This is a genomic window from Vibrio sp. D431a (assembly GCF_030248655.1).
Lineage (GTDB): Bacteria > Pseudomonadota > Gammaproteobacteria > Enterobacterales > Vibrionaceae > Vibrio > Vibrio alginolyticus.
Window position 1 is genome coordinate 179,130 of record NZ_JAHGAP010000013.1, and the last position, 24,006, is coordinate 203,135.

The 24,006-nt window shown below is 45.1% G+C and carries 27 protein-coding genes; 15 read left to right on the forward strand and 12 right to left on the reverse strand.

Annotated features, from left to right (window positions below; translation table 11 throughout):
* Window positions 1-3 precede the first annotated feature (3 nt).
* The 8 genes from rplO to rplQ all read left to right on the forward strand — a co-directional run bounded on the left by rplO (window position 4) and on the right by rplQ (window position 4,931).
* The gene (gene rplO, locus KJB35_RS11370) at window positions 4-438 is read left to right on the forward strand and encodes a 50S ribosomal protein L15 (RefSeq protein ID WP_005383155.1); all 435 of its coding nucleotides are present in this window, start codon (window positions 4-6) and stop codon (window positions 436-438) included.
* A 20-nt stretch (window positions 439-458) separates the two neighbouring features.
* Complete coding sequence (secY, locus tag KJB35_RS11375) at window positions 459-1,793, forward strand: preprotein translocase subunit SecY (protein ID WP_005379562.1); 1,335 nt, start codon at window positions 459-461, stop codon at window positions 1,791-1,793.
* Between the two features lie 38 nt (window positions 1,794-1,831).
* Window positions 1,832-1,945: a 50S ribosomal protein L36 gene (gene rpmJ / locus KJB35_RS11380; RefSeq protein WP_000868186.1), complete on the forward strand. Its 114-nt coding sequence runs from the start codon at window positions 1,832-1,834 to the stop codon at window positions 1,943-1,945.
* A gap of 149 nt (window positions 1,946-2,094) precedes the next feature.
* On the forward strand, window positions 2,095-2,451 hold the full coding sequence (gene rpsM, locus KJB35_RS11385) for a 30S ribosomal protein S13 (RefSeq protein WP_005383154.1): 357 nt from the start codon (window positions 2,095-2,097) through the stop codon (window positions 2,449-2,451).
* Between the two features lie 18 nt (window positions 2,452-2,469).
* Entirely contained in the window at window positions 2,470-2,859 is a 390-nt protein-coding gene (rpsK, locus tag KJB35_RS11390) for a 30S ribosomal protein S11 (protein WP_001118870.1), read from the forward strand.
* A 27-nt stretch (window positions 2,860-2,886) separates the two neighbouring features.
* Entirely contained in the window at window positions 2,887-3,507 is a 621-nt protein-coding gene (rpsD, locus tag KJB35_RS11395) for a 30S ribosomal protein S4 (RefSeq protein ID WP_005383146.1), read from the forward strand.
* Between the two features lie 24 nt (window positions 3,508-3,531).
* On the forward strand, window positions 3,532-4,524 hold the full coding sequence (locus tag KJB35_RS11400; RefSeq protein WP_005383143.1) for a DNA-directed RNA polymerase subunit alpha: 993 nt from the start codon (window positions 3,532-3,534) through the stop codon (window positions 4,522-4,524).
* A 26-nt stretch (window positions 4,525-4,550) separates the two neighbouring features.
* Window positions 4,551-4,931, forward strand: a complete 381-nt coding sequence (gene rplQ, locus KJB35_RS11405; RefSeq protein WP_005383141.1) for a 50S ribosomal protein L17 — start codon at window positions 4,551-4,553, stop codon at window positions 4,929-4,931.
* Between the two features lie 135 nt (window positions 4,932-5,066).
* Here rplQ and KJB35_RS11410 read toward each other — a convergent pair whose 3' ends face one another.
* Both KJB35_RS11410 and KJB35_RS11415 read right to left on the reverse strand, forming a co-directional pair.
* Window positions 5,067-5,546 (reverse strand): DUF2780 domain-containing protein, encoded by a 480-nt coding sequence (locus KJB35_RS11410; protein WP_017820297.1) that lies wholly within the window; start codon window positions 5,544-5,546, stop codon window positions 5,067-5,069.
* Between the two features lie 153 nt (window positions 5,547-5,699).
* Window positions 5,700-6,320, reverse strand: a complete 621-nt coding sequence (locus KJB35_RS11415; protein ID WP_005383137.1) for an FKBP-type peptidyl-prolyl cis-trans isomerase — start codon at window positions 6,318-6,320, stop codon at window positions 5,700-5,702.
* A gap of 232 nt (window positions 6,321-6,552) precedes the next feature.
* Here KJB35_RS11415 and KJB35_RS11420 point away from each other — a divergent pair, with 232 nt between their 5' ends.
* Entirely contained in the window at window positions 6,553-7,149 is a 597-nt protein-coding gene (locus tag KJB35_RS11420; RefSeq protein WP_017820296.1) for a LysM-like peptidoglycan-binding domain-containing protein, read from the forward strand.
* Between the two features lie 89 nt (window positions 7,150-7,238).
* Here the strand turns inward: KJB35_RS11420 and KJB35_RS11425 are convergent, their stop codons facing one another.
* Entirely contained in the window at window positions 7,239-7,700 is a 462-nt protein-coding gene (locus KJB35_RS11425; RefSeq protein WP_085569734.1) for a GNAT family N-acetyltransferase, read from the reverse strand.
* Window positions 7,701-7,842: 142 nt separating this feature from the next.
* On the opposite strand from KJB35_RS11425, the gene dbpA reads away from it, so the two are divergent.
* Window positions 7,843-9,222, forward strand: coding sequence for an ATP-dependent RNA helicase DbpA (gene dbpA, locus KJB35_RS11430; RefSeq protein ID WP_005379583.1), 1,380 nt, complete (start codon window positions 7,843-7,845; stop codon window positions 9,220-9,222).
* A 54-nt stretch (window positions 9,223-9,276) separates the two neighbouring features.
* On the opposite strand, the gene KJB35_RS11435 is transcribed toward dbpA, so the two are convergent.
* Both KJB35_RS11435 and cpdB read right to left on the reverse strand, forming a co-directional pair.
* The gene (locus tag KJB35_RS11435) at window positions 9,277-9,855 is read right to left on the reverse strand and encodes a Crp/Fnr family transcriptional regulator (RefSeq protein ID WP_033906009.1); all 579 of its coding nucleotides are present in this window, start codon (window positions 9,853-9,855) and stop codon (window positions 9,277-9,279) included.
* A 97-nt stretch (window positions 9,856-9,952) separates the two neighbouring features.
* A complete protein-coding gene (gene cpdB / locus KJB35_RS11440; protein ID WP_085569689.1) occupies window positions 9,953-11,914 on the reverse strand; it encodes a 2',3'-cyclic-nucleotide 2'-phosphodiesterase in 1,962 nt (653 codons plus the stop codon).
* A gap of 275 nt (window positions 11,915-12,189) precedes the next feature.
* Here cpdB and cobA point away from each other — a divergent pair, with 275 nt between their 5' ends.
* From cobA to cysC, 5 genes are all read left to right on the forward strand, one after another.
* Window positions 12,190-13,065: a uroporphyrinogen-III C-methyltransferase gene (gene cobA / locus KJB35_RS11445; protein ID WP_031780800.1), complete on the forward strand. Its 876-nt coding sequence runs from the start codon at window positions 12,190-12,192 to the stop codon at window positions 13,063-13,065.
* Window positions 13,066-13,124: 59 nt separating this feature from the next.
* Entirely contained in the window at window positions 13,125-14,033 is a 909-nt protein-coding gene (gene cysD / locus KJB35_RS11450) for a sulfate adenylyltransferase subunit CysD (RefSeq protein WP_005379592.1), read from the forward strand.
* Between the two features lie 18 nt (window positions 14,034-14,051).
* Window positions 14,052-15,482, forward strand: coding sequence for a sulfate adenylyltransferase subunit CysN (cysN, locus tag KJB35_RS11455; protein WP_017633444.1), 1,431 nt, complete (start codon window positions 14,052-14,054; stop codon window positions 15,480-15,482).
* Between the two features lie 250 nt (window positions 15,483-15,732).
* Window positions 15,733-17,457 (forward strand): SLC13 family permease, encoded by a 1,725-nt coding sequence (locus tag KJB35_RS11460; protein ID WP_005379596.1) that lies wholly within the window; start codon window positions 15,733-15,735, stop codon window positions 17,455-17,457.
* A 24-nt stretch (window positions 17,458-17,481) separates the two neighbouring features.
* Complete coding sequence (gene cysC, locus KJB35_RS11465; protein WP_005379598.1) at window positions 17,482-18,099, forward strand: adenylyl-sulfate kinase; 618 nt, start codon at window positions 17,482-17,484, stop codon at window positions 18,097-18,099.
* Window positions 18,100-18,188: 89 nt separating this feature from the next.
* On the opposite strand, the gene KJB35_RS11470 is transcribed toward cysC, so the two are convergent.
* The 7 genes from KJB35_RS11470 to KJB35_RS11500 all read right to left on the reverse strand — a co-directional run bounded on the left by KJB35_RS11470 (window position 18,189) and on the right by KJB35_RS11500 (window position 23,819).
* Window positions 18,189-19,094, reverse strand: coding sequence for a TIGR03899 family protein (locus KJB35_RS11470; RefSeq protein WP_064353580.1), 906 nt, complete (start codon window positions 19,092-19,094; stop codon window positions 18,189-18,191).
* Between the two features lie 322 nt (window positions 19,095-19,416).
* Entirely contained in the window at window positions 19,417-19,911 is a 495-nt protein-coding gene (locus tag KJB35_RS11475) for a DUF3299 domain-containing protein (RefSeq protein ID WP_064353581.1), read from the reverse strand.
* A 4-nt stretch (window positions 19,912-19,915) separates the two neighbouring features.
* Window positions 19,916-21,175 carry an ABC transporter permease gene (locus KJB35_RS11480; protein ID WP_053306844.1) on the reverse strand — a complete coding sequence of 420 codons (1,260 nt, stop codon included), beginning with the start codon at window positions 21,173-21,175 and terminating at the stop codon, window positions 19,916-19,918.
* The gene (locus KJB35_RS11485; RefSeq protein WP_213907987.1) at window positions 21,172-21,900 is read right to left on the reverse strand and encodes an ABC transporter ATP-binding protein; all 729 of its coding nucleotides are present in this window, start codon (window positions 21,898-21,900) and stop codon (window positions 21,172-21,174) included. The genes KJB35_RS11480 and KJB35_RS11485 overlap by 4 nt, the downstream gene beginning before the upstream one ends.
* Window positions 21,901-21,952: 52 nt before the next feature.
* Window positions 21,953-22,606, reverse strand: a complete 654-nt coding sequence (locus KJB35_RS11490) for a DUF2796 domain-containing protein (RefSeq protein ID WP_085569684.1) — start codon at window positions 22,604-22,606, stop codon at window positions 21,953-21,955.
* Between the two features lie 134 nt (window positions 22,607-22,740).
* On the reverse strand, window positions 22,741-23,040 hold the full coding sequence (locus KJB35_RS11495) for a DUF2607 family protein (protein ID WP_005379608.1): 300 nt from the start codon (window positions 23,038-23,040) through the stop codon (window positions 22,741-22,743).
* A 227-nt stretch (window positions 23,041-23,267) separates the two neighbouring features.
* Window positions 23,268-23,819 (reverse strand): YtfJ family protein, encoded by a 552-nt coding sequence (locus tag KJB35_RS11500; protein ID WP_054574246.1) that lies wholly within the window; start codon window positions 23,817-23,819, stop codon window positions 23,268-23,270.
* Window positions 23,820-24,006 lie beyond the last annotated feature (187 nt).

Here is a 24,006-nt window from a genome sequence, read left to right on the forward strand (position 1 = left end):
AGAATGCGTTTGAATACTCTAGCACCGGCTGCTGGCGCGAAAACTTCTGCGAAGCGAGTAGGTCGTGGTATCGGTTCAGGCCTAGGTAAAACTGGTGGCCGTGGTCACAAAGGTCAAAAATCACGTTCTGGCGGCAGTGTTCGTCCAGGTTTCGAAGGCGGTCAGATGCCTCTGAAACAACGTCTACCAAAATTCGGTTTCACTTCTCGTAAGAGCCTAGTGTCTGCTGAAGTTCGTCTAGCTGAGCTAGCGAAAGTTTCTGGTGACGTAGTTGATCTAAACAGTCTTAAAGCTGCTAACATCATCACTAAGAACATCGAATTTGTAAAAGTTGTTCTTTCTGGTGAAATCAACAAAGCAGTGACTGTTAAAGGTCTACGTGTGACTAAAGGCGCTAAAGCTGCAATCGAAGCTGCAGGCGGTAAAATCGAGGAATAATCTCGAGGAACGAGGTACAGATGGCTAAGAAACCAGGACAAGATTTTCGTAGTGCTCAGAGCGGCTTAAGTGAACTAAAGTCGCGCTTGTTATTCGTAATTGGTGCACTTTTAGTATTCCGAGCCGGCTCTTTTGTGCCGATTCCTGGTATTGACGCTGCTGTACTTGCCGATTTGTTCGAACAGCAAAAAGGTACCATCGTTGAAATGTTTAACATGTTCTCCGGTGGTGCTCTTGAGCGTGCATCTATATTAGCATTGGGCATCATGCCGTATATTTCGGCATCTATTGTTGTCCAATTGCTAACTGTAGTTCATCCAGCGTTAGCTGAACTCAAAAAAGAGGGTGAAGCAGGCCGTCGTAAGATAAGCCAATACACACGCTACGGCACGCTTGTACTTGCAACCTTCCAAGCTATAGGTATTGCAACTGGCCTACCAAACATGGTCGACAATCTGGTTGTTATCAACCAAACCATGTTTACGCTAATTGCTACCGTAAGTTTAGTAACCGGTACCATGTTCTTGATGTGGTTAGGTGAACAAATTACAGAGCGCGGAATTGGTAACGGTATTTCGATACTGATTTTTGCAGGTATTGTTGCTGGATTGCCTTCTGCAATCGGTCAAACAATCGAGCAAGCGCGTCAAGGTGAATTGCATGTACTTCTTCTGTTGCTAATCGCGGTATTAGCTTTTGCAGTAATTTACTTCGTTGTTTTCATGGAACGTGGTCAACGCCGAATCGTCGTTAACTATGCGAAACGTCAACAGGGTCGTAAAGTGTTTGCTGCGCAAAGCTCGCACTTGCCTCTTAAAATTAACATGGCAGGTGTAATTCCAGCGATTTTTGCATCAAGTATTATCTTGTTCCCAGGAACATTGGCTCAGTGGTTTGGTCAAAACGGTGAGAGCAGCGCGTTCGGTTGGTTAACTGACGTGTCTTTGGCTCTTAGCCCTGGTCAACCGTTGTATGTAATGCTTTATGCAGCAGCAATTATCTTCTTCTGTTTCTTCTACACGGCGTTGGTTTTCAACCCGCGTGAAACAGCAGATAACTTGAAGAAGTCTGGTGCATTCGTACCCGGTATCCGCCCAGGTGAGCAGACAGCGAAATACATTGATAAAGTAATGACACGTTTAACCCTTGCTGGTGCACTGTACATTACCTTTATCTGTCTGATTCCCGAGTTCATGATGGTCGCGTGGAACGTACGTTTCTACTTCGGCGGTACATCGCTACTAATCGTAGTTGTTGTAATTATGGACTTTATGGCACAGGTACAGACTCATCTGATGTCTCAACAGTATGATTCTGTGTTGAAGAAAGCGAATCTGAAAGGCTACGGCCGTTAATCCGGCGGTAGACTCAGTTTCATTTACGGAGTTTAGCAATGAAAGTTCGTGCTTCCGTTAAAAAAATCTGCCGTAACTGTAAAGTAATCAAGCGTAACGGTGTCGTTCGCGTGATTTGCAGTGAGCCAAAGCACAAACAGCGCCAAGGCTAATTAGCAGAAATTTTTACTTGAAAATGAAGGTTGGGTCGAGTATATTCCTCGGCCTACCTTTTGCGTGCAAAAGAAGTAGTATTCCGCAGCGTATCCATAACGGGCTTTGCTGCGGCTAATTCTTTTATAGAAACACTTAGGAGTGAATAATGGCCCGTATAGCAGGCATTAACATTCCTGATCAGAAACATGCAGTAATCGCTCTAACAGCGATCTACGGCATCGGTAAAACTCGCTCTCAAGCTATCCTAGCTGAAGTGGGTATTGCTGAAAATGTTAAGATCAGTGAACTAACTGAAGAGCAGATCGATCAACTGCGTGATGGTGTAGCTAAGTACACTGTAGAAGGTGATCTACGTCGTGAAGTATCTATGAACATCAAGCGTCTTATGGACCTTGGCTGTTACCGTGGTCTTCGTCATCGTCGCAGTCTACCACTACGTGGACAGCGTACTAAAACCAACGCTCGCACCCGTAAGGGTCCGCGTAAGCCGATCAAGAAATAATCGGGAAGGTAGAGTACAATGGCTAAACAACCAACTCGCGCTCGTAAGCGCGTACGCAAGCAAGTTGCAGATGGCGTTGCGCACATCCATGCTTCTTTCAATAACACAATCGTAACCATTACTGACCGTCAAGGTAACGCTCTTGCATGGGCTACTGCAGGTGGTTCTGGTTTCCGTGGTTCTCGTAAGTCTACTCCGTTCGCTGCACAGGTTGCTGCTGAGCGTTGTGCTGAAATGGCTAAAGAATACGGCCTAAAGAACTTGGAAGTTATGGTTAAGGGTCCTGGTCCAGGTCGCGAATCTACTGTTCGTGCACTAAACGCCGCTGGTTTCCGCATCACAAACATCGTTGATGCTACACCAATCCCTCATAACGGTTGTCGTCCACCTAAGAAACGTCGCGTATAACGTTTCTAGGACAATTGGAGAAGAATCATGGCAAGATATTTGGGTCCTAAGCTGAAGCTTAGCCGTCGTGAAGGCACTGACTTATTCCTTAAGTCTGGTGTTCGCGCGATCGATACCAAGTGTAAAATTGATAACGCACCAGGTGTACACGGCGCTCGTCGCGGTCGTCTATCTGAGTATGGCGTTCAGCTTCGTGAGAAGCAAAAAGTACGTCGTATGTACGGCGTTCTAGAAAAACAATTCCGTAACTACTACAAAGAAGCTGCTCGCCTAAAAGGCAACACTGGTGAAAACCTACTTCAGCTTCTTGAAGGTCGTCTTGATAACGTAGTTTACCGCATGGGCTTTGGCGCAACTCGCGCAGAAGCACGTCAGCTAGTTAGCCACAAAGCTATCCTAGTAAACGGTAAAGTTGTAAACGTTCCTTCTTTCAAAGTAGCGGCTAATGACGTTGTTTCTATTCGCGAGAAAGCTAAACAGCAAGCTCGTATCAAAGCAGCTCTAGAAGTTGCTGAACAACGTGAAAAACCAACTTGGATTGAAGTAGATGGTGGCAAGATGGAAGGTACATTCAAGCGTATGCCTGAGCGTTCTGATCTATCAGCTGACATCAACGAACAATTGATCGTCGAGCTTTACTCTAAGTAAGGTTTAAACTAAAGAGAGGACACAATGCAGGGTTCTGTAACAGAATTTCTTAAGCCACGTCTAGTTGACATCGAACAAATCAGCTCGACTCACGCAAAAGTAACTCTTGAGCCATTAGAGCGTGGCTTTGGTCATACTCTGGGTAATGCACTTCGCCGCATCCTTCTATCTTCTATGCCAGGTTGTGCTGTAACAGAAGTAGAAATTGAAGGCGTACTTCATGAGTACAGCACGAAAGAAGGCGTTCAAGAAGATATTCTTGAAATTCTTCTAAACCTTAAAGGTTTGGCTGTGCGCGTTGCCGAAGGCAAAGATGAAGTGTTCATTACTTTGAACAAATCAGGCTCGGGCCCTGTGGTTGCAGGTGACATCACCCATGATGGTGATGTAGAGATCGCTAACCCTGAACACGTAATTTGTCACCTAACGGATGACAACGCTGAGATCGCAATGCGTATCAAAGTTGAACGTGGTCGTGGTTATGTTCCAGCTTCTGCGCGTATCCATAACGAAGAAGACGAGCGTCCTATCGGTCGCCTACTAGTAGATGCTACTTACAGCCCAGTAGACAAAATTGCCTACGCTGTAGAAGCAGCTCGTGTAGAACAGCGTACTGATCTAGACAAGCTTGTTATCGATATGGAAACAAACGGTACTCTAGAACCTGAGGAAGCAATCCGTCGTGCAGCTACAATCCTAGCTGAACAATTGGATGCATTCGTAGATCTTCGTGATGTACGAGTTCCTGAGGAGAAGGAAGAGAAGCCAGAATTCGATCCGATCCTACTGCGTCCTGTAGACGATCTTGAACTAACAGTTCGCTCTGCTAACTGTCTGAAAGCAGAAGCGATTCACTACATCGGTGATCTAGTACAACGTACCGAGGTTGAGCTACTTAAAACGCCTAACCTTGGTAAAAAGTCTCTTACTGAGATTAAAGACGTACTTGCGTCACGTGGTCTGTCTCTGGGCATGCGCCTAGAAAACTGGCCACCTGCATCAATCGCTGAAGATTAATCGATACTAGTTAGAAGGATTAGGTCATGCGCCATCGTAAGAGTGGTCGTCAACTCAACCGCAACAGCTCACATCGCAAAGCGATGTTCAGCAACATGGCTAGCTCTCTAGTACGTCATGAAGTTATCAAGACTACTTTGCCAAAAGCAAAAGAGCTACGTCGCGTAGTTGAGCCTTTGATTACACTAGCTAAGACTGACAGTGTTGCTAACCGTCGTCTAGCATTTGCACGTACTCGTGACAACGAAGTAGTTGCAAAACTATTTAACGAACTAGGTCCACGTTTTGCTGCTCGTCAGGGCGGTTACACTCGTATCCTAAAAGCTGGCTTCCGTGCTGGTGATAAAGCTCCAATGGCTTACATTGAGCTTGTAGATCGCCCAGCTGCTGAAGAAGCTGCTGAGTAATCAGTTCGTAAGAACGAGAAAGCCGAGCATTAGCTCGGCTTTTTTGTATCTGTAATTCAGTAAACCTTTATATCCAGCCTGCATTTATTTCAACCCATGCAGACTGGCAATTTAAAAAGTGATTATCACTTACGCTTATTTACTAGTATTCCACAATCCGCCCAACGAACTTAGAAGCCCTTCGCTAGCGCCTTGCTTGTTCAAGTAATCCAAGATGACTGGAGCAAACTGACTGATCATAGATGGGTCTAAACCTAACGTATCGAATGCACTTTTGACTGCACTGATATTCTCAATATTTCCTAGTAAGCTTTGTGCTCCTTGCAAGTTTGAAAGTCCAGGAATCAAAGACTGTAATTCACTACTATTTTCTTGCGAAAGCTGGCTTTGAGCCAAAGCGAGTAGCGCACCACTGCCTCCGGCTGCTTGCTCAGTGGATACTGGTAATTGGCTAGTTAGCATGTCTGTTAATGGAGATGACTCGGTGTTCAAGCTGCTGCCGACCATGTCCATCAGGCCACTTTCTTTACTTTTTTGAGTGACTGAATCTAAGAATGCGTGCGCACTACCAATGTTGATTGATAGGAGTGCTAGAGTTAGGAGTGTTTTACGCATAGTACCTCCAAAGGTTGAGCGTTTTTTAAAAGTGATTTTATTTTTAAAGGCTATCAGAGTGAAAGGTTCAGAGGTGAGAAAGTCTATTCAGTTTAGACAAAAAAACGGCGCTAGTGCGCCGTTTTATTTAATCATAATTGAAAATGGTTTCAATTAGATAATATCTAATAGTTCTACTTCGAAAACTAAAGCTGCAAATGGAGGGATAGCCGCACCAGCGCCACGCTCACCGTACGCAAGATCTTGTGGTACGTATAGCTTCCACTTAGAGCCAACAGGCATTAGTTGTAGTGCCTCTACCCAACCTTTGATTACACCTGTAACAGGGAATTCAGCAGGTTGACCGCGAGATACAGAGCTATCGAATACAGTACCGTCAGTTAGCTCACCGTGGTAGTGAACGCGAACTGAGCTTTCTGCTGTAGGAACTGCACCAGTACCTTCAGAAATGATTTCGTACTGAAGACCAGAGTCTAGAACGTTAACTTCAGGTCGTAGAGCGTTGTCTTTTAGGAACGCTTCGCCTTCTGCTGCCGCAATTTTTGCTGCTTCTTGGCGAGCTGTTTCTGCACGAGTGTGAAGTTCTTGTAGTGCTTTGTTGATTTCATCAATTTCGATTGATGGCATGTCACCAGTTAGTGCTGTTGCAATACCTGCTGCGATAGCATCAACGCTAAGACCTTCAAGACCAGAGCCTGCAAGTTGCTGACCCATTTGCAGACCAATGCCGTAGCTTGCTTTTTGTTCTGCAGTTTCAAATTTAATTTCAGACATGAATGTCGCTCTTATTAGGAGTGATAAAGGTAACAGGATATCAGTTTCGAGCTTAGGTTTAAATGATTGCGACTGAATGCTTAATTGAGGCGACCAGGTTGTGACTTATCTCTTACTCCAAGTGAAATTTCTGCTAATTTAATCCCAATTCCATTTTAGTTTGGTGAAAAACATATACTCTCCGCGTCGGTATTTTTATACTGGCCGTAGAAGTATTAAGGGACTCATTACAATGAATCGTCGCAGAAAGAAAAAGCAGCAAGTCGACTATGTCGAATTGGTTAAACAAAAATTCGCTGCTATCGACTGGAAGCAGCCGTTCAACAAAGAGCAATGGTTGGAGCGTATACAGCCTGTTAAGCAGTTTTGGTTGCGTCTGCCTAAATTTCACCAGCGTGCTTTGATGGTCTTAGTGCCATTGATTCTGGTACTCCTTGTTATTCCTTTGCCTAATAAAACAGATCAACCAGTTGAGCAGACTGAGGTCGATCATCAACGCGTAGCGATTGAGCTGAACGCGCAGAGTTTAAGCCAGCAGAGAACCTCTCAGAACTCTGGACCGAAATCTGAAGATTGGAAAGAGTACACGGTTAAAAATGGTGATACATTAGCGCAGGTTTTCAGAAGTAATCAGCTCTCTATGGCGGATCTTAGCGCTCTGGTCAAAATAGAAGGCAGTGATAAGCCGCTAAGCCAAATAAAGCAGGGACAGTTGATTCGCTTTAAGCTTAGTGACGAAGGCGAGTTAGATATGCTACAGCTGGAAAAAAGCGGGCGGTCCGTTATGTTTTTCCGTTTATCGGATGGGACCTTTGGGCGTAACAAGTAAACGCTTCAAATGAAAAGACGCGAATATCGCGTCTTTTTAGTCAGTTTTTCATAGCGATTAGTTTTCATAGTAACCAATCGAATTGAAGCTTATAGCGCTACGGCTTCTTTCCGCATATCCACATGAGGGATACCATCTTCAAGATAGCACTCTGAGATAACCTTGAATCCATGACTTGCATAAAACTGGATGAGGTGTTCTTGAGCACCTATATCGATTGTCTGTCCTGGCCATAATGTTTCGCATTGTGCCAATGCCTTGTCCAATAACTTATGACCTAAGCCACCGCCTCGCGCGGTTTGCTTTGTCACCACTCGACCAATACTCACATTGTCATACGTGGTGCCTGCGGGCAGTAATCGTGCGCAAGCAACCAGTTCATCACCGTGATAGCCTATTAGATGATAAACGCCTTCCAGTGTGTCCTTACCATCTAGCTCAGGATAAGGGCAGGTTTGTTCAACAACGAATACATCTACACGCAATTTCATCATTTCATACAGCTGTGTGGTTGTTAGCTGAGCAAAGGGCAAAGTAATCCAAGTGAGCATGTTGTTATCCGTAATGAGAATAGAGTGACTGACTTTACTTTGTTTTGAGCTCATACTCATTAACAAAGGTTAATTAGCACTGGTTTTCCCACCAAATCTGGTGATAATGTGCCCTCTTTCCATCTCACCTGAGGATATCCCCGTGAGCAAACAAACATTCGATCAAGTTGGGCTTAACCCAGCGTTACTCGCCACACTTGATTCCCTGAACTATACCCACATGACGCCAATTCAAGCTTTGAGCTTGCCTGCAATCCTAAAACATCGTGATGTCATCGGGCAGGGTAAAACGGGCTCAGGTAAAACCGCTGCATTTGGTTTAGGGGTTTTATCGAACCTCAACGTCAAACGCTTTCGTGTCCAGTCATTAGTATTGTGTCCAACGCGTGAGCTTGCAGACCAAGTAGCGAAGGAAATTCGTACTTTAGGTCGCGGCATTCATAATATTAAAGTGCTTACTCTCTGCGGTGGGATGCCTATGGGGCCACAAATTGGTTCGCTGGAGCATGGTGCGCATATCCTAGTTGGTACTCCTGGTCGTATTTTGGATCACCTTGAAAAAGGCCGAATTGATCTTAGCGAACTGAATACCTTGGTGCTAGATGAAGCTGATCGCATGTTGGACATGGGGTTCCAAGACGCATTAGATGCAATCATCGATGCAGCGCCAAAGCAGCGTCAAACTCTACTTTTCAGTGCTACTTTTCCAGAAAAAATTGAGCAAATTGCGCAGCGTATAATGCAGACACCGGAAGTGATTAAGGTGGAATCGACGCATGATACCTCAAGCATTGCGCAGTACTTCTATAAAGTTGAAGGCTCGGAAGCACGTGATGAAGCATTGGCGAATTTGCTGCTGACTCACCAACCAGAGTCCGCGGTGGTTTTTTGTAATACCAAAAAAGAAGTTCAAAGTGTCGCAGATGAGTTGCATCACAAAGGATTCAGCGTTATCGATATCCACGGGGACTTAGAGCAGCGTGAACGCGACCAAGCATTGGTGCAGTTTGCTAACAAGAGTGTGTCTATCCTTGTTGCAACAGACGTTGCGGCGCGTGGTTTGGACGTTGATAATCTTGATGCTGTCTTTAACTTTGAGCTATCGCGCGATCCTGAGGTTCATGTGCACCGTATTGGTCGTACAGGTCGTGCGGGTAGTAAAGGTTTAGCGTTTAGCTTTTTTGGTGAGAAAGACGGTTTACGTGTAGCTCGTATTGAAGAATACCTAGAGATGGACGTGGTACCAGCAACATTGCCTGCCAAATCAAATCAGCAGCCATACCAAGCGAAGATGGTGACGATTAACATTGATGGCGGTAAGAAACAGAAAGTACGACCGGGTGATATTTTAGGTTGTTTGACAGGAAAAAATGGTATTCCAGGCTCTCAAGTCGGAAAGATTCACCTGTTCCCTGTGCGCGCTTATGTTGCCGTCGAAAAATCTGTGGCTAAAAAGGCTCTACAAACCATTAGTAACGGCAAGATGAAAGGGCGCCAGTTCCGGGCGCGAATTCTTAAATAGCTCAAATAGCAGAGAAAAAGCTCTTCGTTTGAAGAGCTTTTTTCTTTTTTGAGTTTATTTGAGAGTGTGATCTTTGGTTAAGCGTGCTTTGATTCGACTCAAACTGATTGGCGTAATGCCCAGGTAGGCCGCAATTTGACTATCGGTAATACGTTGCTTTAAATCTGGGTAATGAGCGCAAAATAATTGATATCGTTCCTCTGGAGAGTAGAGCAACATAAAGCGTTCTTTATTCTCTTTATTAACCAGTTGGTTTTCGAGTAGCTTTAAGTAAATGGCGTGCTTTTCTGCTCGCCAGTGATGCAACGTTTCAATTGGCAAGCAAAATAGCTGACAAGCGCTCAGCGTTTCCAATAAGTAAGGCGAAGGTTGGTCCTTTATTATGCTCTCAAACCCGATAACCCAGTCCTTCTCCCAATAAAATTCTTTACTGAATTCTTTGCCGTGCTCCGTGAGATAGCTTGCGTGGCATAACCCCTCAATGATGAAGTAAAGGTGTGAGCTCAACTCTCCTTGGTGATTAAGAATGTGGCGTGTAGGCAGTTCGAGCAACTCACCATTTTCAATAAGTTGGTTTGCTTCTGTCTCTAAAAAGCCATGATTGACTAAGTCTGAAAAAAGATCGCTGTGCATGTGATAACTCGGAAACGGTTTTCTTTATTTTAACGGGTTTTATTGATAACAAAAAAGCGGCTCATGAGAGCCGCTTAGTGTTGCTGTCAAATCAACCTTATTTATTCAGATCGATTTGATAAATTGCGAAACCAATGTCGTCTGTTGACACGCGTTTCATTGGGTATTGTCCTTTCTCTTTGATGAACTGCGCCGCTTTATCGCTAGGGGAGGTTTCGAAACGAATATCTAGCTTGTTATCGGACTTAATCGGTGCGAAAGACCAGTTGTTGTCAGCGCTTGGTGTCACTTCTCCTTTTTCTTCACTCACGCGAGAAATATAAGTGGCGACGACAGAGCGGTTTTCATCTGGTGCGTCAAATGCAATGAAATCTGGGCCTGTACCAGGGAAAGTATTGCTATATGCACGGTAGTTATTGGTTGCGATGATGAAATCTTGCTTCGGATTGACAGGCTTACCATTGAACGTCAGATTCACAATGCGCTGAGAATCTGGATTAATCACTTTACAATCCGCATCGTACTTCGGCGGTTGGGTAACGTCGATTTGGTAGTTAACCCCATCAATAACATCGAAGTTGTACGTACGGAAATTATCCCAATCAATCAAAGATTGCGGTTTAGGATTGTTGATGTCGATGTGGTTGAATTGACCCGCACTGCACTCTAGCCATTCGCGAACTTCTTTACCTTTCACTTTCATCGCAACCAAGGTGTTTGGATATAAGTAAAGATCGGCCGCATTACGAAAGGTGAGCTGACCGGATTCTACTTCTGTAAAGTTATTCGGATCGTTCTTACGACCGCCGACTTTAAATGGTGCTGCCGCACTCAGTACTGGAATGTCAGAAAGGTCTGGGTCGCCTTGAATAAAGCGTTCTACGTAGTCTTTCTGAGCAAGGTTAACGATTTGAATGGTGGGGTCGTCCTGCACTAATGCCAAGAAGCTGTACATGACATCATTTGCTTTGCCGATTGGTTGGTTTACAAATTCACGAGTGCCTTTGTGATCTTCTTCTAACGCTTTCACAATATCTTCATCGGCTTTAGCTAATGACTTCTTATTTACTTTATCGAAGATAGGGCGTGCTTCTGCTTGGCCTTCGACGACTTGCCATCTGCCGTCTTTCTCTTTCAGCATCAAATCCATCACACCTACGTGACTTCCCCAGCGGCCCGGCATCACGGACGTTACACCATTGATGGTCCCTTTATCTATATCAACACCAGGTAGGTTTGCGAAGTCTTTCCCTGGGAAGACGGCGTGAGAGTGGCCAAAAGCAATCGCATCAATACCTTCAACTTCTGTGAGGTAGTAAACAGAGTTTTCTGCGCCTAGCTTGTATGGATCAGTAGAAATGCCCGAGTGTGGAATCGCCACAATCACGTCTGCGCCTTCTTTCTTCATTTGAGGAATCAGTTTCTCTGCTGTTTCCTTAATGTCTTTAGCAAAGACTTTGCCTTCTAAGTTCTTCTTATCCCAGACCATAATTTGTGGTGGTACAAAGCCGATGTAACCCACTTTTATTTGATGCGCTTCGCCGTTTGTGTCTTTAAAAGTGTGAGTTTTGATGAGGTAAGGTTTGAAGTAATGCTCACCGGTTTGTTTATCAAATACGTTTGCGTTGATGTAAGGGAAGTTTGCCCCCTTCAACGTCTTTTGTAGAAAATCTAAGCCATAGTTGAACTCATGATTGCCAATATTGCCCACATCGTAGTCTAGCTGGTTCATCGCTTTGTAGACTGGGTGCACGTCGCCGGGATTAATCCCCTTTGCCGCCATGTAATCGCCCATTGGGCTGCCCTGAATTAAATCACCGTTATCAACTAGTACCGTGTTTTCTGCCTCGGACTTAGCTTGTTTCACTATTGTTGCTGCGCGACTTAAACCGATTTGCTGTGATGGTTGGTCTTTGTAGTAATCGTAATCCATCACGTTGGTGTGAATGTCGGTGGTTTCGATAATACGAAGCTTGATGGTATCGGCCATTGCTGGGCCAGCAAGCGTTAGCATGCCACTTAATACTGCGAGGGAAATAGGATGAACTGCCACTTTCATTTGGTGCTCCAATTCAATGATAAGGGGAAATCGTACTGCGTAATGTATCAAACACAGGTGCAACTTGATGATAAAGATACAGAAAACTGTGAACATTAATCAGTTTACTGAACCTTATCCATATTAACCGCCGACTTTTGCACGCTTTTGAATGAGACCAAACAAAAACTTCTTAGCAGATTTTTGAATAAAAAATGAAATTTTAGAATTTCAGGTAATATAAACGCCCCGCCATAATGCTTGCATAACGATATCAATGGACGATGAGCAAGCACATGGCAACGAACGATTCAGTCACTTCTTTTCCTAAACCAAAGCCCCGGTTAGTTTCTGACAACCCAGTCGCTGGTGTTACTCGTTTTGCAAAGCAATCGCTACAGCCTGGTGAAGTCGCCTTAGTCGGTGCAGGACCAGGCGATCCTGAACTTCTGACGGTGAAAGCACTGAACTGCTTGCAGCAAGCTGACGTGGTTTTGTACGACTACTTGGTGTCTGAAGAAATCATGGCATTGATTCCAAGCGATACGATTTTGGTGTGCGTTGGGAAGCGAGCTGGGCATCACAGTGTGCCGCAGGAGAAGACGAATCAGCTTTTGGTGGATTTTGCCAAGCAGGGCTACAAAGTAGTGCGCATTAAAGGTGGGGATCCGTTTGTATTCGGTCGTGGTGGTGAAGAGTTAGAAGTGCTTGCTGATGCCGGCGTTCGTTTTCAAGTTGTCCCTGGCATTACCGCAGCAGCTGGCGCAACCGCTTATGCTGGTATTCCACTGACTCATCGTGATTATGCGCAATCGGCCATCTTTGTGACTGGCCACTTGAAAGAAGAAAGTGATGAGATGGATTGGTCCACGTTGGCGCGTGGGAATCAGACTTTAGTGATCTACATGGGGCTGATGAAATCACACTATATTCAGAATCAACTCATTAAGCATGGTCGTTCAGCGTCGACTCCGATTGCCATTATTGAGCGTGGCACGCAGATTCAACAAAAAGTATTTACGGGAGAACTCTCCCAACTCTCTGATTTATCGAAGGAAGCACAGTCGCCATCTTTGATTGTTGTCGGAGAGGTAGTGCGACTGTCTCAAAAGTTAGACTGGTTTTTGTCTAGTACTGAATTCAACAAAAGTGCTATTGCCAACTCCATATAATTTCAGACCAAAGATTAGAGACGTAATGCGCCTTCAAGCTTAAAAAGGAAATACAAAACATGGACCAACAACGTTTAACTCACCTTAAACAACTCGAAGCGGAGAGTATCCACATCATCCGTGAAGTTGCGGCTGAGTTTGATAACCCAGTCATGATGTATTCGATTGGTAAAGACTCATCAGTGATGCTGCACCTAGCGCGTAAAGCTTTTTACCCAGGTAAGATTCCATTTCCATTGCTGCATGTCGACACCGATTGGAAGTTCCGCGAGATGATTGAATTTCGTGATCGCACCGCGGCCAAATACGGTTTTGAGCTTTTGGTACATAAGAATCCAGAAGGTCTAGCCATGGGCTGTAGTCCGTTTGTTCATGGTTCTTCTAAGCACACTGACATCATGAAGACTCAAGGCTTAAAACAAGCGCTGAACAAGTACGGTTTTGATGCAGCCTTTGGTGGCGCGCGCCGCGATGAAGAGAAATCACGGGCGAAAGAGCGCGTGTATTCATTCCGCGATAAGAACCATACATGGGACCCTAAAAACCAACGTCCTGAGCTATGGAAGACGTACAACGGTCAGGTTAATAAGGGTGAGAGCATTCGTGTATTCCCACTGTCTAACTGGACTGAGCTTGATATCTGGCAATACATCTATTTAGAAAACATCGAGATCGTGCCGCTTTACCTCGCGGACAAACGCCCAGTTGTTGAACGCGATGGCATGCTGATCATGGTTGATGATGATCGTATGGAGCTTCAACCGGGTGAAGTGATTGAAGAGAAGAGTGTGCGCTTCCGTACCCTTGGTTGTTATCCATTGACTGGGGCTATCGAGTCTGAAGCAAACACTTTAACTGGCATTATCGAAGAGATGCTGGTGGCAACGTCGAGTGAGCGCCAAGGCCGAGCGATCGACCACGATCAGTCAGGATCGATGGAGCTTAAGAAACGTCAAGGTTACTTCTAAAGGATCTAAGGAAAGATAATGAACAGTGCAGTTGAAGCTCAATTAGCCGAGCTTGGTATCGAAGGCTATTTAACACAACACCAGTACAAGTCGTTACTTAGATTCTTGACTTGTGGCTCGGTGGATGACGGTAAAAGTACATTAATCGGTCGCTTACTCCATGACTCAAAACAAATTTATGAAGATCAGCTAGCGGCAGTGCATTCAGACAGCCAACGTGTGGGTACCACGGGTGAAAAGCCCGACCTTGCGTTGTTGGTCGATGGCTTACAAGCTGAGCGAGAGCAGGGGATCACGATTGATGTGGCTTACCGCTATTTCTCGACGCAGAAACGTAAATTCATCATTGCAGATACTCCTGGACACGAGCAGTACACACGTAACATGGCTACAGGCGCATCGACATGTGACTTAGCTGTGATTCTGGTTGATGCACGTAAGGGCATTCTCGATCAAACTCGTCGTCACTCTTTCATTTCCAACCTGTTGGGTTTGAAGCACTTTGTTGTGGCGATCAACAAGATGGACTTAGTGGATTACTCCCAAGAGCGCTTTGAAGAGATCCGCGATGAGTATCTGAAGTTCTCTGAGAATCTGACAGGGGATATTGATATTCAAATCATCCCGATCTCAGCGCTTGAAGGGGACAATGTGGTGGATAAAGGCCAAAACCTGACTTGGTTTAAAGGCCCATCATTGCTTGAGCTTCTTGAAACGGTCGATGTGGATCAAGAAAAAGGCGCGGGTGAATTCCGCTTCCCTGTGCAATACGTTAATCGTCCTAACCTCGATTTCCGTGGTTTTGCGGGGACCATTTCTTCTGGTTCGATCAAAGTCGGTGATGCCATTAAAGCTTTGCCATCGGGTAAAACGTCAACTGTGGCACGTATTGTGACCTTTGATGGTGATATCGAAGAAGCTCGTGCCGGATTAGCTGTCACTCTGACGCTAAGCGATGAGATCGATATTAGCCGTGGCGATTTGATTGTTCTAGATAATGCTCAAGTGGAAACCACAAACCATTTGCTTGCCGATGTGGTGTGGATGACAGAGCAACCCCTGCAACCGGGTCGTGACTATGACATCAAAATCGCAGGTAAGAAAACCGTAGGTCATGTTGAAGCGATTCGTCATCAATATGACATTAATAATCTCTCGACTCATAGCTCGGCAGAGCTGCCATTGAATGGTATTGGTTTGTGTGAATGGTCTCTTAATGAGTCAGTCGCGCTGGACAATTATCAAGACTGTGCAGATACCGGTGGCTTTATCATTATCGATCGTCTGACAAACGTGACGGTTGGTGCTGGCATGGTTAAAGAGAGCCTCGCCGTGGTTGAGCGCGATTTGACGGACATCTCTGCGTTTGAAGTTGAGCTTAATGCGCTTGTCCGTAAACACTTCCCACACTGGGAAGCAAAAGACGTCAGCCAGTTTCTGAAAAAGTAACTGGCTCACCCAAGTACGATAATTTCAGGCACTGTTTGCTGTTGTACTTGGGGTGTCGCTACCTAACTGAATTGCGAAATGTCGTTAGGTATTCTCCTAATACCAGAATGCTTCGGTGGAGCCCAAGAAACCGAGCATTCTGATGTTCTTTTCGCTTGCGCTGATTTTTGTCTGTTTGCTCGTTTGTCGGTGATTCATGGATAAATGAGTCGTTGTTGTGCCCTTTAGGGCTATTTGGTAAGGAAAGGCTATGTGGGAACAAGGGTTTGTGTTAGCGATTTTGCTTGGCATTATCACTTGCTTGCTTGTCACGAAAATTAAGCCTAGTTATGTCTTTGCGGGTGCCGCTTTTATTGCATTCATGGCTGGGATGATGGATTCAGCCACTATCGCATCCAATTTTACCAACTCTTCATTGTTAACCCTGGTTCTATTGATTCTTGCATCCTGTGCTCTAGAAAAAACACTGCTGATCAGTTGGGTGAGCCGAAGTATCTCTGAGGGCCAGTTAGGCAGCGTGATTGCTAAGCTCGGTGTATCGACAGCCTTGCTCTCTTCATTTACGAATAATACCGCTGTGGTTGTCTCATTGATTGGGGCGATTAAGCGTAATCAGCAGCATGCACCTTCGAAATTACTTATCCCATTGTCTTACGCCGCCATTTTTGGTGGCACGTTAACTTTGATTGGTACGTCGACTAACTTAATCATCAACAGCTTTGTTGAAGACGCAGGCTTACCGAGCCTGAGCTTTTTTACACCTACGATGATAGGTTTGGCTGTGCTGGTGGGAGGGATGCTGATTCTTATCCCGCTCAGCTACTTGCTACCGAATTATGATGATCAAAACCAAGAAGATTTACCTTACTTTCTTGAGTCTCGCGTTGAGCCTGGATCACCGCTAGTTGGGCGTACGATCAGCGAGAATAATTTACGTGCGCTGCGCAAACTGTTTCTTGCAGAAGTGGTGCGCGATGGTGTTACTGTTTCTTCTGTGGGACCGGATTTTGTGCTCAATGCAAAAGACCGCCTGTTATTTTGTGGCGATGTTGAGAGCGTCGCGACCCTGCAAGAAATTCCGGGCCTCAAGTTGTTTGGTCAGCAGCACTTAAATGGGCAAAACTTTATCGAAGTTGTGGTGAGCTCGTCGGCGACATTTTGCTACAAAACCCTCAAAGAGAGCCGATTCCGCGACCGATTCGATGCCGTTGTTGTGGCGATTCGCCGAGGCCACGAACGCCTAGAAGGTGGCTTGGGTAGCATTACCTTAGCGCCTGGGGACACGTTAGTTCTGGTTCCAGGAAAGCGTTTTGAGTCTGAACGCCGAGCTCATCGTAAAGAGTTTGTTTTAGTGCATGACTTGGACTCTAGCGCTCGGCTTGATACGAATAAGTCTTCCATTGTATTACTGGGCTTTGCAGCCGTAATTGGATGCGCTCTATTAGAGTTAGTGCCAATTATTAAAGGTCTAGCTGCGTACCTTATCGCGCTTATTGCGTTTGGTATTGTGCAGATTTCAGAACTGCGCCGCCGTTTTCCGATCGATATCGTCGTGATTGTCGGTTCCGCTTTGTCTATTGCTCAACTGATGATCTCTTCTGGATTGTCAGAAAGAATGGGAGTGATGTTTATTGAAGCGTTTAATGGCTGGGGAGTATTTGGTGCCTTGGTGGCGACTTATATCATGACATTGGTACTCACTGAATTGGTGACAAACAATGCCGCGGCTGCGCTTTCTTTTCCTATCGGCTATAGCATGGCGGTGGGTTATGGCGTGGATCCGATGCCATTCATCATGGCGGTTTTGTTCGGCGCGAGTGCGAGCTTTATCTCTCCCTACGGTTACCAAACTAACCTGCTGGTGTACAGCGTAGGAAATTACAAATTGACCGACTACGTGAGAATTGGAGTGCCAATTTCGATTGTGTACTCTGTATTAGTACTTACTTTGATCCCGGTCTTTTTCCCGTTTTAATTCCGATATTTACAAGGATACGTTATGACTGCCGAAACGACGGTAAAAGATGAAAACATTGTTTGGCACCAGCATTCGGTTGATAAACAGTTTCGTGCTGAATTAAAGAAGCAAAAACCTGCCGTATTGTGGTTCACTGGTTTATCTGGAGCGGGTAAATCAACCGTAGCGGGGGCGTTGGAAAATCGCCTTGCAGCATTGGGTTACCACACCTATTTATTGGATGGTGACAATGTACGGCATGGTTTGTGTAGCGATTTAGGTTTTTCTGAACAGGACCGTCGCGAGAACATTCGTCGCATTGGTGAACTGGCGAAGTTGATGGCAGATGCGGGTTTAATTGTTCTGTCGGCGTTTATTTCACCGCATCGTGCAGAGCGGAAGTTAGTGCGCGATTTATTGCCAGAAGGCGAGTTTATCGAAGTGTATGTCAATGCATCTCTAGAGGTTTGCGAAGGTCGAGATCCTAAGGGTTTATACCGTAAAGCCCGTGCGGGAGAGATTCCTAATTTCACTGGTATTGATTCGGAATATCAAGCGCCAGAGAACCCTGAAATCGATTTGCCCGCGGGAGAAAAGAGTGTCGATGAGCTGGTAGATTTGTGCTTAATCGATCTTAAACAACGCGGTGTGATCCGATAAAAAAGCATTTAGATCATAGGTGACCTAAAGCTCTTTGAGCTGCTTGAGAAGTATTTGGATCATAGGTGATCAAATGCTTCTCAAGCTGGCTAGACGGTATGATGAACCGTACTTTTAGCTTCACTATGGACACTAAATCTATGATTTAACAGTGCAAGCATTTGATCGTAGTATTCGGCATGTGGTTTGTTTCCGAGCAAGGTACAGAGCTCATTACCTGTGGGTGTGAAGCGGTAATATAAAAGGCGGACACCTTTGCTGTTTACGTTCAGTGACAAGTTTTTACCTTGGTAGGTGAGGGCCAACGGTGTCTCGATACTAATTTCGCCAGATTCAAGTTCGGCACTGTGCAGCAGCCCTAATTCAATTAAGAGCAACAAGCTTGAATACGGCAGTTGAAAACTTCCCATATTTAGGCTGTTGGCGACGTCTCGCTTGCCGAAGCTAAATATTCCTCCTTGCGCTTTGTAACCAATCAGCAGTTTTCTGCTGTGATCCCCTCCAAAACTGCACGCTAAAGAGGCGGCTCTTTGCAGAGTTTGTGCTTCCTTTGGTGACATGTCTTTGAGGGTTTTCAACGCTTTCATGGACGTTGAACCCGGATTGGTCACTTCACGCTTCATCACTTGAGCCCATAGCTTTTGCATCGCGCTGTTATGGATGTCTTGAGCCATCTCAAAAAATCGATGCAACCAATCTTGGTCTGGCTCTCCCGCTGTCTCATCTCGGCATGAACTGTGCGCTAATTTTAAAATCTGTTCTAAGTTTTTTTGTCGCTGTTCTTGGCGTCTTTGCTCTCGCAATTGGGCTCTTTCAAACGCAGATTTGGCTGGCGGTTCGGTTTGCAGTAAGGCGTCAAGACCGTGTATTTGGGCAATGGTTTTTACCTTACTAGCACTGTCTTTTATGTAGCCTTGTTTCTTTTCTTGTTGCGTATTTTTTTTTGTGTCTGACTGATGTTCGATGACAACAGGTTGCTTTGTCGGGTCTGCCATTCGTTTTCCTACCAAGAACTGCGCGGTTCGCACGTTTAAATTTACACCTTATCTGACCAAGCGACCAGACAGGAGTTCTCAGTTTTTGAACGAATAGGGCTATTCAAAATGATAATGAGTTGTTAAAATTGTTATCGTTATTTTGGAGGGGCTATGAAGTTCTCAGAAGCAGGTAAACTCAAAAAGCACCTGTCGATAGCGTTTCTTTTGGTTATTTATGTGGGCGTATTAGCGTATTTATCTCGTTATATCGTTTAGCACAAAGCTAAAAAAGGCGCCAGTGTGACGCCTTAGGTGTAGCGAGGCTTATCGACGACTTAAATTACATATCGTCGTAGGCTTCTATTTCTGATCCCTCAATAACGTAAGCCGTTTCTGCCAGTTCGTGGTTTATCGTCTCGGTTTTCAACGTTCCAACCACATATATAACATCCCACAACTCTTGAACAGGCGCGCCTTTCGGAAACTTCACGTAAATGATCTGGTTTGGAGGCGGTGGTGGCACGTGAATACAAGCTCCAAAGTATGGCACTAATAAAAACTCGGTGACGGTATTGGCATCACCTTCAAGTGGGATAACAAACCCTGGAATTTTAACTTGGCTTCCGTTCAGTTCTGGTCGAACATTACCAATCTTGGACTGCTGCGCTGCGCCACCACTGTGATCAGATGCAGGCATGCCTATACTGTCGAACAATTTACGCTCTTTTTCTGGAACAAGGTCAATCCAGTCAAGCTTCAATGGTTCTTCGCTGGCCATAACAGGCGCTGTGAATGCGACGACCAGCAAGCAACTTGCGAGTATTTTTTTCCACATTTTATTAAATCCTTATTGTCATTCCGTCACTCAGTGACTGTCGGTAGGCGCGGAGTGCGGGAATGAAACCAATCACAATACCAGCGCATTGTACGAAACCTAATAGCATCCACTCATAAGTAGATAAGATGCTTAAGGTGAGATGTATTCCATAGTGCTGTTGGATGATCGGCTGCGCGATAGCAAGAATGGCATACAGCCCAGTAACGCCAGTAATAATACCAGCAGCAGTAAGCAAGCTAGCTTCACTAATTAAGAGTGAGAAAACATGACGAGGCCTTGCTCCCATGGCACGCAAAATCGCCATTTCACGGCGGCGTTCCTGTAGGCTAGTTAATAGACTGCTTAACATACCTAACAACCCTGCAATCACGACAAAACCAGATACTGCCATTAGGGCTTGCTCTGCAACCGACATCATTCCCCATAACTCATGCAACGCAACGCCGGGCATAATGGCGCTAAGCGGCTCTTTGGGGTAGGTGTTAATTTGTCTTTGCAGGGCGAAAGTTTGAATACGAGATTTCAAACCAACGAGCATAGCGGTAATTTGTTTGGGCTGAAAGTCTCTGTTTTTGAGATCTTGTGCCTTGGGTGTCGGGCCCAAACGCGCACCACTTTCCCACCCAACGTGAATGGCTTCGATGGCTTCCAATGATACATGGACAGTTTTGTCGACTGGTGTTCCTGTAGGAGCAAGGATACCGACAACTTTAAATGGCAGATTGTCATGACGGCTAAAGCCAACGTCGCTAATGCCGTGGGCAATGATGATTTCGCTACCGATATCATAACCAAGTTGTTTAGCGACATCAGAACCTAGCACGGTTTCAAATAAACCATTGAATTCTCTACCCTTGCCAAATGTTAGTGGTTGCTTACTTCCAAACTTGTAATGCTCAAAGTAACTGTGATTGGTTCCCATAACTCGGAAGCCTTTATGCGAGTCGCCAAGCGAGATTGGAATAGCCCAATCGACTGAACGATGATTGGCAAACTCTTGGTAGCTTTTCCAATCGATGTTGTTGGTCGCATTACCAATACGAAACACAGAATAGAGCAATAGGTTCACTTGCCCAGAGCGTCCACCAATAATGAGGTCAGTGCCTGAAATTGTATTGGCGAAGCTATCCTTGGCTTGAGTTCGGATACGCTCGACGCCCAAGAGGAGTACCACTGAAATCGCAACGGTCATGATGGTTAGAATTGCCGTCGCTTTGCGGTTCATCAAGCTTTTCCAGGCGAGCTTTACAACAGCACTCATGATATGGCTCCTAGGCTAGATACTTGATTAATGTCGGGTAGATTGAGCGTGCGATCGAATAAGGGTTCGAGTGTTGGGTCGTGGCTAACGAATACCAGTGTGGCATTGGCTTGATTCGCTTGCTCCATAAGGAGCTCAATAAATGCTTTACGATTGTCATAGTCTAAAGCTGAGGTTGGTTCGTCAGCGATCACTAACTCTGGATGTCCTATCAGAGCTCGAGCCGCAGCCACACGTTGTTGTTGACCAATACTCAATTCAGAGACAGGGCGTGTATGAAGCTCGTTTGGCAAGTGCAGTCGTTCTAGTAGGGCCTGAGCCTGTTCATCTAACGTTTTAGATGAGGCATCTAAATGGGCACGGTCACGTCGTATTTTACTGAACTGACATGGCAATAATACGTTTTCAAGTACGTTAAGGTAAGGCAATAAATTGAACTGTTGAAAGATGTAGCCAATATGATTGGCGCGAAAGCGGTCTCTCTGGCTGGCACTTAAACTAGCAAGGTCAGTATCGAGTACAGATAGAGAGCCTGAAGTTAATGTGTTAATCCCCGTCAACAAAGCGAGCAAGGTCGATTTACCGCAGCCACTTGGACCTTTGATAAACACATGTTCGCCTTGTGTAATGTGTAATTTGGGGATGTGGATGGTCGCGTTGGTTGAACCGGGCCAGAAAAATTGGGCATCCTCTAGCTCGACAACATTTGGTGTGGTTTCAGTCATATTAAATCACCAAAGCTGTGGCGTGTAAGTGGGTACTTACACGCCACTCGTGTTATTTGATTACGATTTGGGTGTTATCTTTGCTTAATTTAATTGCTGATTGCATGGTATCAGTGAATATATTGACGCTGATGGACTCTGTAGTTGGGAATTGGTTAAACCAATCGGTTTGGATTTGGCTAAGCTGATTAACTTGTTCGCAATTGAAGCGATATTGCACCGAAAATTCACCGTGACCGCCATGATCGTGCGCCTCATCATGATCGTCATGGTGGTCATGTTTATCATGATGTTCATTATGATCATGGTGTTCGTGTCCTTCATGATCGTGATGTGCATGGTCATCATGGTCGTGCTCACTATGATCATGTTCCTCATGAGTTTCGCTTAGGTTGTGGCTCACGTAAGCTTCTTCAATATTACAATCAGCTTGTGAGTTAATAGCGAACAATGCGTTGCTGTCTTCGAGTGTAGCGACGGCTTGTTTAAGCGCTTGCTCTTGTTGTGCGTTTTCTGGAGCATGTTCGAAACCCACAACATCAGCTCCAGGAGCTGTGATCTCTACTAACAGATCTTTGCCATCTTGGGCGATATTAAACTCGACGTGACCATGCACATGAGCACCATGCTGGCGGTATTCGTTTGCATTCGCTGCTGTCGATAAAGTGAGGCCAATAGCAAGGGCTAAAACGTGTTTTGATGACATTGTATTTTTCCTAATTTTACTGGCATTAACCAAAGGCGGTATTGCTCAGATTCGAGTTTCACTAAGTTATTGTTCCCTGACACACTAGGTGCGGGAATGAACTCAATAATTTTGAGTGTGGAATAGTTTGGAAATTAAGCAAAATAAGGAGGGGCACGAGCAGCGCCAAGAACTTCTTCGCCGTACACGAGATGCAAAAAAACATGATGATGCTGGGCGCGCGTAAAAGTCGGTGTAGAGAGGGTAGGTTGTACCTTTGCTATACCGTGCTGAACACCAGAAAATAATTGGCAATGATGATGGGTATGATGGTCGGGCGTCAGATCGACTTGATGAAGTACAACCGCAAAGTTCCAAGCGATCAGCAACGCAACACTGAAAAATAAAGCAGTGCGATACCAATATCTTAGTGTTTTTTGCTGGTGGTGGTACATCTGAGCTCCTCTTACCGACTGTTATAATATAACACCCATAATGAATAAAAGTTCACTCTTTTGTTGGCTAGCAGAAAAATTTAACTCCACACATACGTGCCGAAAAATATTGGTAATACTCTCTGATGGAAGTGTCGCACTTATAAAGAGCAGAGTTATCACTGCCCATGCTTCTAATCAAATTCATATAGCTCCTTACAGCAAGAGCAAGGAGCCATTCAATGAAGCTAGATGTTCTGTTTAATAAGCTCAATGACTTTTGTTATCTCATCTTGCTCAAGTGCGCCCTCTTTGACGAACAGAATTTTGCCCGTTTTGTCTTGAACAATAATGGCCGAGCTTTCTTCTTTCAGGTCCCAAGTATTAGCAACTACGCCACTTTCATCAAGAACCATGGATGACCAAGGAAACTCTTTTTTGCTGTCTTGAGCTGAAGACTTCACGAAAGAGCCTGTCCCCCAAATTGCATCATCTTGGTTGATGATAGTCGTCGTCTGGTAGCTTTCTTGTGGAAAATTTGCCGCTGTTATTGCCGACATTAAAGGGGCATTCATCTCTTTTGAACTGCTACGGCCTGCGATGGCTTGAATAACACGAACTTTGCCTTGCATATGTTGAGTTGCCCAGGGTTGGTATGCAACGCCTTCGCCTTGTAAAACAATCTCGCCGTAAGCGGCAACATTGACAGGAGGAACGCTTTTTCCTACTGACAAGTTGTGTGCAAAGGTCAAGCTTGGCGTTAAGGCCAGTAGTAGAGGTAGGAGAGTCTTAGTTTTCATATTGTTATATTCCGTACGAGGTTTGGAAGCTTCCAGTATATATCCAGATCTTAGAAATTTGTAGGACCGTTTATAACATTTATTTAACGTATGGAGTGGTGTAATCTTGCGTTATATTTAGAATTTGCTAAAATGAGTTCCGTCGCAAATTGCGCATTAAGATTGCAGAGGAAAAATAAGCAATCCG

Excerpts from the sequence above, each read along its gene's own strand:
- cysD (WP_005379592.1), top strand. The coding sequence starts at position 13,125 with ATGGACCAACAACGTTTAACTCACCTTAAACAACTCGAAGCGGAGAGT.
- rpmJ (WP_000868186.1), top strand. The coding sequence starts at position 1,832 with ATGAAAGTTCGTGCTTCCGTTAAAAAAATCTGCCGTAACTGTAAAGTA.
- cobA (WP_031780800.1), top strand. The coding sequence starts at position 12,190 with ATGGCAACGAACGATTCAGTCACTTCTTTTCCTAAACCAAAGCCCCGG.
- KJB35_RS11420 (WP_017820296.1), top strand. The coding sequence starts at position 6,553 with ATGAATCGTCGCAGAAAGAAAAAGCAGCAAGTCGACTATGTCGAATTG.
- KJB35_RS11415 (WP_005383137.1), bottom strand. The coding sequence starts at position 6,320 with ATGTCTGAAATTAAATTTGAAACTGCAGAACAAAAAGCAAGCTACGGC.
- cpdB (WP_085569689.1), bottom strand. The coding sequence starts at position 11,914 with ATGAAAGTGGCAGTTCATCCTATTTCCCTCGCAGTATTAAGTGGCATG.
- KJB35_RS11490 (WP_085569684.1), bottom strand. The coding sequence starts at position 22,606 with ATGTCATCAAAACACGTTTTAGCCCTTGCTATTGGCCTCACTTTATCG.
- KJB35_RS11425 (WP_085569734.1), bottom strand. The coding sequence starts at position 7,700 with ATGCTCACTTGGATTACTTTGCCCTTTGCTCAGCTAACAACCACACAG.
- KJB35_RS11400 (WP_005383143.1), top strand. The coding sequence starts at position 3,532 with ATGCAGGGTTCTGTAACAGAATTTCTTAAGCCACGTCTAGTTGACATC.
- rpsK (WP_001118870.1), top strand. The coding sequence starts at position 2,470 with ATGGCTAAACAACCAACTCGCGCTCGTAAGCGCGTACGCAAGCAAGTT.
- KJB35_RS11495 (WP_005379608.1), bottom strand. The coding sequence starts at position 23,040 with ATGTACCACCACCAGCAAAAAACACTAAGATATTGGTATCGCACTGCT.
- cysN (WP_017633444.1), top strand. The coding sequence starts at position 14,052 with ATGAACAGTGCAGTTGAAGCTCAATTAGCCGAGCTTGGTATCGAAGGC.
- cysC (WP_005379598.1), top strand. The coding sequence starts at position 17,482 with ATGACTGCCGAAACGACGGTAAAAGATGAAAACATTGTTTGGCACCAG.
- secY (WP_005379562.1), top strand. The coding sequence starts at position 459 with ATGGCTAAGAAACCAGGACAAGATTTTCGTAGTGCTCAGAGCGGCTTA.
- KJB35_RS11475 (WP_064353581.1), bottom strand. The coding sequence starts at position 19,911 with ATGTGGAAAAAAATACTCGCAAGTTGCTTGCTGGTCGTCGCATTCACA.
- rpsM (WP_005383154.1), top strand. The coding sequence starts at position 2,095 with ATGGCCCGTATAGCAGGCATTAACATTCCTGATCAGAAACATGCAGTA.
- KJB35_RS11500 (WP_054574246.1), bottom strand. The coding sequence starts at position 23,819 with ATGAAAACTAAGACTCTCCTACCTCTACTACTGGCCTTAACGCCAAGC.
- rplO (WP_005383155.1), top strand. The coding sequence starts at position 4 with ATGCGTTTGAATACTCTAGCACCGGCTGCTGGCGCGAAAACTTCTGCG.
- KJB35_RS11410 (WP_017820297.1), bottom strand. The coding sequence starts at position 5,546 with ATGCGTAAAACACTCCTAACTCTAGCACTCCTATCAATCAACATTGGT.
- KJB35_RS11470 (WP_064353580.1), bottom strand. The coding sequence starts at position 19,094 with ATGGCAGACCCGACAAAGCAACCTGTTGTCATCGAACATCAGTCAGAC.
- KJB35_RS11435 (WP_033906009.1), bottom strand. The coding sequence starts at position 9,855 with ATGCACAGCGATCTTTTTTCAGACTTAGTCAATCATGGCTTTTTAGAG.
- rplQ (WP_005383141.1), top strand. The coding sequence starts at position 4,551 with ATGCGCCATCGTAAGAGTGGTCGTCAACTCAACCGCAACAGCTCACAT.
- KJB35_RS11485 (WP_213907987.1), bottom strand. The coding sequence starts at position 21,900 with ATGACTGAAACCACACCAAATGTTGTCGAGCTAGAGGATGCCCAATTT.
- rpsD (WP_005383146.1), top strand. The coding sequence starts at position 2,887 with ATGGCAAGATATTTGGGTCCTAAGCTGAAGCTTAGCCGTCGTGAAGGC.
- KJB35_RS11460 (WP_005379596.1), top strand. The coding sequence starts at position 15,733 with ATGTGGGAACAAGGGTTTGTGTTAGCGATTTTGCTTGGCATTATCACT.
- KJB35_RS11480 (WP_053306844.1), bottom strand. The coding sequence starts at position 21,175 with ATGAGTGCTGTTGTAAAGCTCGCCTGGAAAAGCTTGATGAACCGCAAA.